General features: G+C 59.5%; 11 protein-coding genes. 4 read left to right on the forward strand and 7 right to left on the reverse strand.

Translation table 11 applies throughout. The features are described 5' to 3' along the window. The first annotated feature begins 96 nt into the window (after window positions 1–96). Complete coding sequence (locus AACY36_RS24520; RefSeq protein ID WP_339415811.1) at window positions 97–786, forward strand: ArsR/SmtB family transcription factor; 690 nt, start codon at window positions 97–99, stop codon at window positions 784–786. 139 nt (window positions 787–925) lie between these two features. On the opposite strand, the gene AACY36_RS24525 is transcribed toward AACY36_RS24520, so the two are convergent. After that, window positions 926–1,879 (reverse strand): adenosine deaminase, encoded by a 954-nt coding sequence (locus AACY36_RS24525; RefSeq protein WP_339427213.1) that lies wholly within the window; start codon window positions 1,877–1,879, stop codon window positions 926–928. A gap of 194 nt (window positions 1,880–2,073) precedes the next feature. Here AACY36_RS24525 and AACY36_RS24530 point away from each other — a divergent pair, with 194 nt between their 5' ends. Next, window positions 2,074–3,165 (forward strand): calcium:proton antiporter, encoded by a 1,092-nt coding sequence (locus tag AACY36_RS24530; protein WP_339415812.1) that lies wholly within the window; start codon window positions 2,074–2,076, stop codon window positions 3,163–3,165. A gap of 47 nt (window positions 3,166–3,212) precedes the next feature. On the opposite strand, the gene AACY36_RS24535 is transcribed toward AACY36_RS24530, so the two are convergent. The 6 genes from AACY36_RS24535 to AACY36_RS24560 form a co-directional block, all read right to left on the reverse strand. Further along, complete coding sequence (locus AACY36_RS24535) at window positions 3,213–4,571, reverse strand: 8-oxoguanine deaminase (protein ID WP_339415813.1); 1,359 nt, start codon at window positions 4,569–4,571, stop codon at window positions 3,213–3,215. A 184-nt stretch (window positions 4,572–4,755) separates the two neighbouring features. Continuing rightward, entirely contained in the window at window positions 4,756–5,442 is a 687-nt protein-coding gene (locus AACY36_RS24540; RefSeq protein WP_339427212.1) for an SDR family oxidoreductase, read from the reverse strand. Window positions 5,443–5,476: 34 nt separating this feature from the next. Beyond that, on the reverse strand, window positions 5,477–6,058 hold the full coding sequence (locus AACY36_RS24545; RefSeq protein ID WP_339415815.1) for an IMPACT family protein: 582 nt from the start codon (window positions 6,056–6,058) through the stop codon (window positions 5,477–5,479). A gap of 12 nt (window positions 6,059–6,070) precedes the next feature. Further along, window positions 6,071–6,730: a TetR/AcrR family transcriptional regulator gene (locus AACY36_RS24550; RefSeq protein ID WP_339415816.1), complete on the reverse strand. Its 660-nt coding sequence runs from the start codon at window positions 6,728–6,730 to the stop codon at window positions 6,071–6,073. Between the two features lie 87 nt (window positions 6,731–6,817). Further along, window positions 6,818–8,212 carry a uracil-xanthine permease family protein gene (locus AACY36_RS24555; RefSeq protein WP_339493281.1) on the reverse strand — a complete coding sequence of 465 codons (1,395 nt, stop codon included), beginning with the start codon at window positions 8,210–8,212 and terminating at the stop codon, window positions 6,818–6,820. An 88-nt stretch (window positions 8,213–8,300) separates the two neighbouring features. Further along, entirely contained in the window at window positions 8,301–9,221 is a 921-nt protein-coding gene (locus AACY36_RS24560; RefSeq protein ID WP_339415818.1) for a LysR family transcriptional regulator, read from the reverse strand. 125 nt (window positions 9,222–9,346) lie between these two features. On the opposite strand from AACY36_RS24560, the gene AACY36_RS24565 reads away from it, so the two are divergent. Next, a complete protein-coding gene (locus AACY36_RS24565; RefSeq protein WP_339415820.1) occupies window positions 9,347–10,696 on the forward strand; it encodes an aspartate aminotransferase family protein in 1,350 nt (449 codons plus the stop codon). Between the two features lie 39 nt (window positions 10,697–10,735). After that, window positions 10,736–12,229: a CoA-acylating methylmalonate-semialdehyde dehydrogenase gene (locus AACY36_RS24570; RefSeq protein ID WP_339415822.1), complete on the forward strand. Its 1,494-nt coding sequence runs from the start codon at window positions 10,736–10,738 to the stop codon at window positions 12,227–12,229. Window positions 12,230–12,445 lie beyond the last annotated feature (216 nt).

Here is a 12,445-nt window from a genome sequence, read left to right on the forward strand (position 1 = left end):
CTATCTACGCTGTCAGACGCCGTGGAACCGGCGATTTACGGCCCTATACTTTGGCGCCAACCTCAGTAGAAAAATAAATCGACAGGGAGTGAAAAGATGGAAGTAGCACCTTGCATCAGTCAGATCGCCAGCTTGCTCGCCGAGCCCAAACGCACCGCCATGCTGTGGGCCTTGATGGATGGCTCGGCCAAGTCGCCGGTTGAGTTGGCAACGCTCGCCGGGTTGTCTCCGACATCCGCCAACGCGCACTTGGCGCGAATGACCGCAGGTGGTTTGCTGCGGGTGGAGGCCCGGCGTGGAAAGCGTTTGTTTCGTGTAGCGGCACCTGATGTCAGCGCTGCCATCGATGCCTTGGCCAGAACCACAATGGCTTGTGTTGCACGCAGCGCGCCGGGCGTTTTGCCGCCGGCCCTGGTTGCCCCGCCACTGTTACGCCATGCCCGGTTGTGCCACGGCCACCTCGGCGGGGAGCTGGGGGCGCAGTTGTATCAACATTTGTTGGAGGCGGGGTGGATCGAGCGCCATGAGTTGCGTACCGACATTACGGTCAAAGGCGCGCAGCACTTGGCCGGCCTGGGTATTTTCATTCAGGCATTGGCATCGCCGCTGGTGTGTAGTTGTTTTGACTGGAGCCAGCAGCAACCGCATCTGGGCGGTGCGTTGGGGGCAGGGTTGTTGCAACTGTTTTTGCAGTCGAACTGGATCAGTGTGATCAACGAGTCGCAGGCCTTGCAGGTGCACGCTATCGGACAGCGGGAAATCGCCCGATTCACCCTGGCTGGGTGAGGTGTTGACGTGAGATCGATGAATTTAATGTGGGAGCCGGGCTTGCCCGCGATAGCGGTGTGTCAGGCAATAAATGCCTGGCTGATACATCGCTATTGCAGGCAAGCCAGCTCCCACATTTTGGACTGCGTTTAGTCAGTTATGGCTTGACCAGTCTTGCATCCAGGCTGTTCTGCGCCAGGCGTTTGGCCTGGTCCTGGGTCATGCCCAGCGAGGTGTACAGCGCGTGGAAGTTCTCGGTGACATAGCCGCCGAAGTACGCCGGGTCATCCGAATTTACCGTCACCTTCACGCCACGCTCGAGCATGTCGAGGATGTTGTGTTGGGCCATGTCGTCGAACACGCACAGTTTGGTGTTGGACAATGGGCACACGGTCAGCGGGATCTGCTCGTCGATGATGCGCTGCATCAAGCGCTCGTCTTCGATAGCGCGCACGCCATGGTCGATACGCTCGATCTTCAACAGGTCGAGGGCTTCCCAGATGTATTCGGGCGGGCCTTCTTCGCCGGCGTGGGCCACGGTAAGGAAGCCTTCGTGGCGGGCGCGGTCGAACACGCGCTGGAACTTGCTCGGCGGGTGACCCATTTCCGAACTGTCCAGGCCCACGGCCACAAACGCGTCACGGAACGGCAAGGCCTGGTCCAGGGTTTTCTCGGCTTCGGCTTCGCTCAAGTGGCGCAGGAAGCTGAGGATCAAACCGCTGGTAATACCCAGTTGTTGCTCGCCATCTTTAAGTGCAGCGGCGATGCCGTTGAGTACCACTTCGAACGGCACGCCACGGTCGGTGTGGGTCTGCGGGTCGAAGAAGGGTTCGGTGTGGATCACGTTCTGCGCTTTGCAGCGCAGCAGGTAGGCCCAGGTCAGGTCGTAGAAGTCCTGGGAAGTGCGCAGCACATCGGCGCCCTTGTAATACAGGTCGAGAAACTCTTGCAGGTTGTTGAACGCGTAGGCCTTGCGCAGGGTGTCGACGTTGTTCCACGGCAGCGCAATCTTGTTGCGCTCGGCCAGGGCGAACAGCAACTCAGGCTCCAGCGAGCCTTCCAGATGCAGGTGCAATTCAGCCTTGGGCAGGGCGTTGAGCCAATCGTACATTTTCTAAATTCTCATCAGGTGCAATGGCGGCATTCTACAGGCCATGGATGAAATAATCGGTAAAACCTGACCAGCAGGAGAGTTTTGGTTTTATTCATGCAATCACCGTCTCTACTAAGATGTAACGAAACGTTAGCTGCATCGCGCAGTCTGTACCCCATCAATGACAGATTTGCCGTACTAAAAGGCCCGAAATGCTCACCTCCCTCAAGCAAGAAAAATTCATGCTGCTGGCGCTGATTGCCGCCATCGCCGCCTACCCGCTGGAACACTGGATGCTGCACAGCGGGCAAATGGTGGCGCTGCTGGCCGGCGCTGCACTCATCGGCTTTATCGTAATGGCGTCGATGCGCGTGGCCCATCACGCCGAGCAACTCGCGGAAAAAGTCGGCGACCCCTACGGCACCATGATCCTCACCCTCGCTGCCGTGCTGGTGGAGGTGGTGATCCTGGCGATCATGATGAGCAACGAACCGTCCCCCACCCTGGTGCGCGACACCATTTACTCGGCGGTGATGCTCGACATCAACGGGATTCTCGGCCTGGCTGCGCTGATGGGCGGTATCAAGCACGGTGAACAGTCCTACAACGATGATTCGGCGCGCACTTACAGCGTGATGATCCTCACCGCCATGGGCGTGTCAATGGTGGTGCCGGAATTCATTCCCGAAGCCGACTGGAAAATTTACTCAGCCTTCACCATTGGCGCGATGGTGGTGTTGTACACCCTATTTCTGCGCATGCAGGTAGGGCCGCACAGTTATTTCTTTAGCTACAGCTACCCGGAAAAACGCCGCAAGAAGCAGCCGGAAGAACAGAAAGCGCCGTCGGTGAACCTGGCGTTTTCCATCGGCACGCTGGTGTTTGGGGTGGTGGTGATCGGCGCATTGGCCGAAGTGATGTCCAAGACCCTGGACCTTGGCCTGGAAGGCACAGGCGCGCCGCCGGTGATCACGGCGATTGTGGTCGCGGCCATTTCGGCAGCGCCGGAAATTTTGACAGCGTTGCGCGCTGCGTTGGCGAACCGCATGCAGTCGGTGGTGAATATTGCGTTGGGTGCTTCGTTGTCGACGGTGATCCTGACAGTGCCGGTGATGGAAGCCATGGCGCTCTATACCGGCCAGCCGTTCCAGATGGCGATGACGCCGGTGCAGACCGTGATGGTGTTGATCACGCTGATTGTCAGCGCTATCAACCTCAACGATGGCGAAACCAATGCCATCGAAGGGATGACGCATTTTGTGTTGTTTGCGACCTTCATCATGTTGTCGTTGTTGGGGGTGTAGCGCAACTCAAAGCAGCGCCCCTCCCACATTTTTGCCCCGTGTCTGGCTTAGGTTCCGGCGATCAGTTGGCGTGCCGCCTGGGTGTGATCGGCGATCAAGCCTTTCAGGTCCAGGCCTTCCACTTGGCCGTCAATCACACGCCACTTGCCGCCGATCATCACCCGGTCCGCACGATCAGCACCGCACAGCAGCAGTGCTGAAATCGGGTCATGGCTGCCCGAGAAACGCAGCTCATCCAGCTTGAACAGCGCCAGGTCTGCCTGCTTTCCTACCGCCAACTCGCCAATGTCCGTGCGCCCGAGCAATTGCGCCGAACCTTTGGTCGCCCAACCCAGCACGCCTTCAGGGGTGATCTTTTCGGCGCCGTAACGCAGACGCTGGATGTACAGCGCCTGGCGTGCTTCAAGGATCATGTTTGAGGCATCGTTGGAGGCGGAGCCATCCACGCCCAGGCCGATCGGCGCGCCCGCTGCCAACAGGTCCAGCGTCGGGCAGATGCCAGACGCCAGACGCATATTCGAGCTTGGGCAGTGAGAGATGCCAGTGCCGGCGGCACCCAGGCGCGCAATTTCATCCGGGTTGAAGTGAATGCCATGCGCCAGCCAGGTGCGCGGGCCGAGCCAGCCGACGCTGTCCAGATAATCCACGGTGCGCAAGCCGAAGCGTTGCAGGCAGAAGTCTTCTTCGTCGAGGGTTTCCGCCAAGTGGGTGTGCAGGCGAACGTCGAGGCTGGTGGCCAGTTCGGCGCTGGCTTGCATGATTTGCGGGGTGACGGAAAACGGCGAGCAGGGGGCCAGGGCAATCTGGATCTGTGCGCCGTCGCCGCGCTGGTGATATTCGCGGATCAAGCGCTGACTGTCTTCAAGGATGACTTGGCCCTGTTGCACGGTCTGCTGGGGAGGCAGGCCGCCATCGGCTTCGCCGAGGCTCATGGATCCGCGGGTGAGCATGGCGCGCATGCCCAATTCGCGCACGCTTTCAACTTGCACGTCGATCGCGTTTTCCAGGCCGTCAGGGAACAGGTAATGGTGGTCTGCCGCCGTGGTGCAGCCAGAAAGCAGCAACTCCGCGAGCGCCACCTTCGATGCCAGGGCGAGCTTTTCCGGGGTCAGCCGCGCCCAGACCGGGTAGAGGGTCTTCAACCAAGGGAACAGCGGCTGATTGACCACCGGCGCCCAGGCGCGGGTCAGGGTTTGGTAGAAGTGGTGATGGGTGTTGATCAGGCCGGGCAGGATCACATGTTCACGGGCATCGAAGACGTGCCCGCAAGGCACGGCAGGCTCTCTTCCCCAGCCCAGTACTTCAGTGATCACCCCGTCTTGCAGCACCAGGCCGCCACGGGCATCGAGGCCATTGGCAGTGAAAATCGCGAGGGGTTTTTTTAACCAGATACGGGTCGCAGGCATTGGCCGGCTCCTCTGAATGATGGGTTCAGGTTTGCCAGCTCAGTGTTGCCCTGTCTGCTGATCCAGGGTCGCCAGTGAAGGCGAGTGGCAGAGTTTACTTGTAGTCTATGTTCGGGTCTATCTGTAGGAGCGCGGTGCCCACGAGATCATCGCGGGCAAGCCCGCTCCCACAGTGGGTGGGTATTTACCAGGCGATGGTGTCGCCTTTGTAATCGATGAAGTGATGGCCGCCTTTACCGGTGTAGGCGTTCACTTGGTCCACCAGGCCGCGCACGCTGGTGTCGACATCGATGTGCGCATTTTCGCCGCCCATATCGGTCTTCACCCAGCCTGGATGCAGCGACAACACCGTCAGTTTAGGGTCACCCAGTTGGGTGACAAAGCTGTTGGTCATAGAGTTGAGCGCCGCCTTGCTGGCCTTATACAGCGCCAGGTCCGAACCGTCGGGGATGGTCACGCTGCCCAGTACCGAACTCATGAAGGCCATTACGCCGCTGTCCTTGCGGATCTGCCCGACAAAGCGCTGGGCCAGGTTAATTGGCGCCACGGCATTGGTGAAAAACAGTTGACCGACTTCGGCCAGGGTGGCGTGGCCGGGTTCTTGATTGGCGGGGCCCTTGACGCCGGCGTTGACGAACAGCAGGTCGAAGGTGTGCTCCTTGAGGCGCTGGCTGAGGGCGATCACGGCTTGTTGATCGTCCATGTCGAGTTTTTCGATCTGCGTTGGGCCGAGGGCTTTCAGCGCATCGGCGTTGCTCGGATCACGCACGGTGGCGATCACATCCCAGCCGTCCTGGATCAGTTGCTTGACCAGGCCAAGGCCCAGCCCGCGCGATGCGCCGATGATCAATGCGGTTTTTGGCGTAGGCATGAAAAGCTTCCTTTAGCGTTGCGGTTCAGGGCGTTCAGCGTTGTAGCAGGATACGCCCACGGCTGAGGTCGGCCAGTTGAATTTGCAGGGTGTCGATATGCGCTTCGCCCACAGCCAGCTGTAGTTCGACGCCGTTGGCGGTGAAGGTTTCTTCCACCACCAGCCCGCCCAGTTCAGCCACGCGCAGTTTCACCAGGTTGAGTTCGGCGAACCCGCAAGCGCAACTTAAGGGCACACGGCTGATCAATTCGATGCGTTCGGCATTCTGCAGGCATTTATTCGCGCCACCGCCGTACGCACGCGCGAGCCCGCCGGTGCCCAATTGGATGCCGCCGTACCAGCGAATCACTAGCACCGCGACCTGATCAAAACCCTGTGCCTCGATGGCCGCCAGGATCGGCCGCCCGGCTGTGCCGCCGGGTTCTCCGTCGTCATTGCTGCGGTACTGGTCGGCCAGTTTCCAGGCCCAGCAATTGTGCGTGGCGTTCAGGTCGCTGTGCTGTTCGAAAAACGCCTGGGCGTCTTGCGCGCTGGTAATCGGCGCGGCGAGGGTGATGAAGCGGCTTTTGCGTATTTCTTCGCGAAACTCGCAAAGGCCGGTGAGCGTAAAAGACATAAGTCGCTTCGTTTATTGGACGGGCTTGATGCCACAGCCCTTGAGAATGATGTGGATCAGGTTGGTGCCGGCGTCTTCCATGTCCTGCTTGGTCAGCTTGGCGCGACCGGTGACGCGGCATATCTGGGTGGCGAAATCGGCGTAGTGCTGGGTGCTGCCCCACAGCAGGAAGATCAGGTGCACGGGGTCGATGGGGTCCATCTTGCCGGCGTCGATCCAGGCTTGGAACACCGCCGCGCGGCCACTGAACCACGCGCGGTAGTCCTGGCTGAAATATTCGGTGAGGCATTCGCCACCGCTGATGATCTCCATGGCGAAGATCCGCGAGGCCTGGGGTTGGCGCCGCGAGAACTCCATCTTGGTGCGAATATAGCGGGCGAGGGCTACGGCCGGGTCATCCTCGGCGGTCAGCGAGTTGAAGGTGCTGTCCCACAATTCGAGGATGTTGCTGAGCACCGCGATGTACAGGCCCAGCTTGTTGGTGAAGTAGTAATGCAGGTTGGCCTTTGGCAGCCCGGCACTGGCAGCAATGGTGTTCATGCTGGTGCCTTTGTAGCCATGGCGCGCGAACTCATCTTCAGCAGCCTGGAGAATCGCTTGTTCGTTCTTTTGCCGAATGCGGCTGGCGGGTTTACCGGCTTGGTTGCTGTGGGCAGGAACTTCGAGGCTCATGGAGGTTTCCGTGCTGATCGATAGAGACGACGTGTGCACAGATAACCCACCCTCAAGCCCCAGACAAGTCCTGATGCAATAAAACCGTCAAAGTGGTTCCAGCGTGTCTCTTTCCGGTGTGTGGTTTACGGTGGCGCTGCTGACTTTGGCTTCCGGTAATAGTAGGCACAGCGCAATGGCAGTCAGGCCGCCGCTGGTGATAGCGGAGTCGAACAGGTTCTGCACCAGCGTTGGCATCAAGTGCAGCAGGTTCGGTTGGGCGGCGATACCCAGGCCGACACCAAACGAGGTGGCGATGATCAGCATGCTGCGTCGGTCCAGCGGTGCCTGAGCAAGGATACGCACACCGGCGGCGGCCACGCTGCCGAACATCACCAGGGTCGCGCCGCCCAAGACCGGCTTGGGGATTTGCTGCAGAACTGCGCCAATCAATGGAAACAACCCGAGGCAAAACAGCACCACGCCGATATACAAGCCGACGTATCGGCTGGCGACGCCGGTGAGTTGAATCACGCCGTTGTTCTGCGCGAATGTGGTATTGGGGAAGGCGCTGAAGGTGGCGGCGATCATGCAACTGACGCCATCGCCGAGTACGCCACCTTTGAGTCGGCTTATATAAGAAGGACCACTGATGGGCTGGCGGGCGATCATGCAGTTGGCGGTGAGGTCACCGACCGTTTCGATGCTGCTGATCAGATAAATCAGCGCGATCGGCAGGAAAGCGCTCCAGTCGAAGTTGAAACCAAAGCGAAACGGAATAGGCAGGCTGACCAGCGGCAGGTCGGGCAGGGCTTGAGGCACGAGTTTGCCGCTGAACCAGGCGGCCAGGCTACCCAGGGCCAGGCCGATGATGATTGCCGAGAGGCGCACCCAAGGTGTGTTGGAGCGGTTGAGCAGGATGATCGTCAGCACCACGAACACGCCCAGCGCCAGGTTGATAGGCGCGCCGAAGTCCGGCGCGTTGAAACCACCGCCAAGGTCGGTGATGCCGACCTTGATCAAACTGATGCCGATCAACGTGATGACAATTCCTGTCACCAACGGCGTGATGACTCGGCGCAGTTGGCCGATAAAGCGGCTCAGCACGATCTGCACCACGGCGCCGAAAAAGCACACGCCAAAGATCATCGCCATGATGTCTTCCGGGCTGCCGCCACGTTGCTTCACCAGAAAGCCCGCCGACAACACCGCGCCGAGAAACGCAAAGCTGGTGCCTTGCAGGCAGATCATCCCAGCGCCGATGCCAAATGGCCTACGTGCCTGGATGAAGGTGCCGACACCGGAGACCATCAAGGCCATGCTGATCAAGTAGGGCAAATGGGCGGTGAGGCCCAGGGTGGAGCCGATGATCAGTGGCGGGGTGATGATGCCGACAAAGGCGGCCAGCACATGTTGCAGTGCGGCGAGCAGGGCCGGAGCAGGTTTCGGGCGGTCATTGAGGCCATAGATGAGGTCGCTGGGGCTGGAGGGTTCTGGTGGCATGGCGGGTAAACTCGAGTCGGACAGTTCTAGGTCCTGGTGGGCTTGCAAAAAACTGTCCAAGTGCTCAGCTTTTTGCTCGAGGCCAGCGTTAGCGCGTTGCTGCCAGACTTTCCAGAAAGCTTTCCAGCACCAAATGGGGGCGACGGCCCTTGCGCGTGACCGATGCGAGGCTCAAATCGTAAAAACGTGTAGCCGGTTTCAGCGGGCGCAGTCGTCCTTGTTGTACCCACAGGCTGGCGTAGTGATCGGGCAGGTAGCCAATATAGTGTCCGGTAAGGATCAGGAACGCCATGCCTTCGCGGTCGGACGCGCTGGCGGTGCAGTTGAGTGCCTGGTAATGGGCCTGGATCTCGGCGGGCAGGCGGAACGTCGGTGCGATGGCGTCCTGGTCATCGATGCGAGCGTCGTCCAATTGCTTGTCGTCGGCATAGAACAACGGGTGGCCGACCGCGCAGTAGAGCAGCGAGCGCTCGCTGTACAGCGGTTGATATTCCAATCCCGACAGGGCGCTTGCCTGCGGCACCACGCCAACATGCAGGCGACCGTCGAGCACGCCTTGTTCGACTTCGTTGGGGGCGATCATGCGGATCTGGATTTGCACATCCGGGCCGCGTTGCTTCAATTGTGCGAGCGCGTGGGTGATGCGCATGTGGGGCAGTGTGACGAGGTTGTCGGTGAGACCGATGATCAGCTCGCCGCGCAGATGCTGGTGCAGGCCGTTGACCTCGGTGCGAAAGCTTTCCAGGGCACTCAAGAGTTGCAGGGCCGACTGGTAGACCTCGCGGCCCTCTTCGGTCAGGGAGAAACCGGCGCGGCCGCGTTGGCACAGCCTTAACCCGAGGCGTTGCTCAAGATCGCTCATTTGCTGGCTGATGGCCGAACGGCCTATGCCCAGCACGGTTTCTGCCGCTGAAAAGCCGCCGCACTCCACCACACTTCGAAAAATGCGCAGCAGGCGGATATCGAAGTCGCTGACTTGGGCCAGGGGATCGGGTCGACGGCTGCTCATAGTTTAGTAAAGGCCTGACTGAAGGTTAGAAGAGTTGGATTTCACCGACTTTATCGCCATGGCAATTTAGCTGCAACCACGCGTTTCAATCCCGACGCTGCCTTCTGCCTTGCGAGGTTTTGCTGATGAACATGCCCGAAAACGCCCCATCGTCCTTGGCCAGCCAACTGAAGCTGGACGCGCACTGGATGCCCTACACCGCCAACCGTAACTTCCAGCGTGACCCGCGCCTGATCGTGGCCGCTGAAGGCAGCTGGTTGACGGATGACAAAGGCCGCAAGGTGTATGACTCGCTGTCGGGCCTATGGACCTGTGGCGCCGGGCATACGCGCAAGGAAATCCAGGACGCCGTGTCCAAGCAACTGGGGACTTTGGACTACTCGCCGGGCTTCCAGTACGGTCACCCGTTGTCGTTCCAACTGGCGGAAAAGATTACGGACTTGACCCCTGGTAACCTCAACCATGTGTTCTTCACCAACTCCGGCTCCGAGTGCGCCGACACTGCGGTGAAGATGGTGCGTGCGTACTGGCGCCTGAAAGGTCAGGCCACCAAGACCAAGATGATCGGTCGCGCCCGTGGTTATCACGGTGTGAACATCGCCGGCACCAGCCTGGGCGGCGTCAACGGTAACCGTAAGCTGTTTGGTCAGGGCTTGATGGACGTTGACCATCTGCCGCACACCTTGCTGGCAAGCAACGCCTTCTCCCGTGGCATGCCGGAGCAGGGCGGTATCGCGCTGGCCGACGAATTGCTCAAGTTGATTGAATTGCACGACGCGTCGAACATCGCCGCGGTATTTGTCGAGCCAATGGCCGGCTCTGCTGGCGTGCTCGTGCCGCCTCAGGGTTATCTCAAGCGTCTGCGTGAGATCTGCGATCAACACAACATCCTGTTGGTGTTCGACGAAGTGATCACCGGTTTCGGCCGCACCGGCTCGATGTTCGGTGCCGACAGCTTCGGCGTAACGCCGGACCTGATGTGCATCGCCAAGCAAGTCACCAACGGCGCGATCCCGATGGGCGCGGTGATTGCCAGCAGCGAGATCTATCAGACCTTCATGAACCAGGCGACGCCGGAGTACGCGGTGGAATTCCCCCACGGCTACACTTACTCGGCGCACCCTGTGGCGTGCGCAGCTGGCCTGGCGGCATTGGACCTGCTGCAGAGGGAAAACCTGGTGCAGAGCGTAGCCGAAGTCGCACCGCACTTTGAGAATGTGCTGCACGGTTTGAAGGGCAGCAAAAACGTGATCGATATTCGCAACTACGGCTTGGCCGGTGCGATCCAGATTGCCCCGCGTGACGGTGATGCCATCGTGCGTCCATTCGAGGCCGGCATGGCGTTGTGGAAGGCCGGTTTCTACGTGCGTTTTGGCGGTGACACCCTGCAGTTCGGGCCAACCTTCAATAGCAAGCCGCAGGACTTGGATCGCTTGTTTGATGCGGTCGGCGAAGTGCTGAACAAGATCGACTGATTTCTCCTTCTATATAGAACAATTTTTCAGGAGCCCTGCATGAGCCTTATCCAGCATTTGATCAACGGTGAGATGGTCAACGACAGCGGCCGGAGTGCCGACGTGTATAACCCGTCGACCGGCCAGGTGATCCACCAGGTGCCGTTGGCCAGCCGTGAAACCATTCAACAAGCGATCGATTCTGCGAAGGCTGCGTTCCCGGCCTGGCGTAATACCCCGCCGGCCAAGCGCGCCCAGGTGATGTTTCGTTTCAAGCAGTTGCTGGAGCAGAACGAAGCACGCATCTCGCAGTTAATCAGCGAAGAGCATGGCAAGACGCTGGAAGACGCGGCCGGTGAGTTGAAGCGCGGGATCGAAAACGTTGAGTACGCGTGCTCGGCACCGGAGATTCTGAAGGGCGAGTACAGTCGTAACGTAGGACCGAACATTGATGCCTGGTCGGACTTCCAGCCGCTTGGCGTGGTTGCTGGTATTACGCCCTTCAACTTCCCGGCGATGGTGCCGTTGTGGATGTACCCGTTGGCGATTGTCTGCGGTAACTGCTTCATCCTGAAACCATCGGAGCGTGATCCGAGCTCGACGCTGTTGATCGCGCAATTGCTGCAAGAGGCCGGTTTGCCTAAAGGCGTGCTGAGTGTGGTGCACGGGGACAAAGGTGCGGTGGACGCGCTGATTGAGGCGCCGGAAGTGAAAGCGCTGAGTTTCGTGGGCTCGACGCCGATTGCCGAGTACATTTATTCCGAAGCGACCAAGCGTGGCAAGCGCGTGCAGGCACTGGGTGGGGCGAAGAACCACGCGGTACTGATGCCGGACGCCGACCTGGATAACGCGGTGAGTGCCTTGATGGGCGCGGCGTATGGTTCCTGTGGTGAGCGTTGCATGGCGATTTCGGTGTCTGTGTGCGTGGGCGACCAAGTGGCGGATGCGTTGATTGCCAAGCTGGTGCCGCAGGTCAAGGCGCTGAAAATTGGCGCGGGCACTTCTTGCGGGCTGGATATGGGCCCGTTGGTGACTGGCCAAGCACGTGACAAAGTCAGTGGTTATATAGAAGACGGTGTGGCGGCCGGTGCTGAGCTGGTTGTCGATGGTCGCGGCTTGAGTGTTGCCGGGCACGAAGAAGGCTTCTTCCTGGGTGGTAGTTTGTTTGATCGTGTGACGTCTGAGATGCGTATCTATAAAGAAGAGATCTTCGGACCGGTGTTGTGCGTGGTGCGGGTAGATAGCCTGGAAACGGCGATGCAACTGATCAACGATCATGAATACGGTAACGGTACTTGTATCTTCACCCGCGACGGTGAGGCGGCCCGTTTGTTCTGCGATGAGATCGAAGTGGGCATGGTCGGCGTTAACGTTCCCCTGCCTGTGCCGGTGGCTTATCACAGCTTTGGTGGCTGGAAGCGATCGCTGTTCGGCGACTTGCATGCGTACGGTCCGGATGGGGTGCGCTTCTACACACGTCGCAAGGCGATTACACAGCGGTGGCCGCAACGGGCCAGCCATGAAGCGTCGCAGTTTGCCTTTCCTAGTCTTTAAGGCTCGGTAGGAAGAAAGCCGGCCCCTTGGGGCCGGCTTTTGCGTTTCTGAGGGCTTTTTGGCCTATATGACAGAAATGTGAAGAAAAGGGGTTGACGGCAGATTCTGGAAGTCTATAATTCGCCCCACTTCCGGCGCAGTCGAAACGGAAAACTCCTTGGTAAACAAAGAGTTATGCGAAATTCGACAGCGAGTTGCTTCAGTTGATCGAAGCCC

It is taken from the genome of Pseudomonas sp. EA_15y_Pfl1_P101 (assembly GCF_963970835.1).
GTDB classification, from domain to species: Bacteria; Pseudomonadota; Gammaproteobacteria; order Pseudomonadales; family Pseudomonadaceae; genus Aquipseudomonas; species Aquipseudomonas tritici.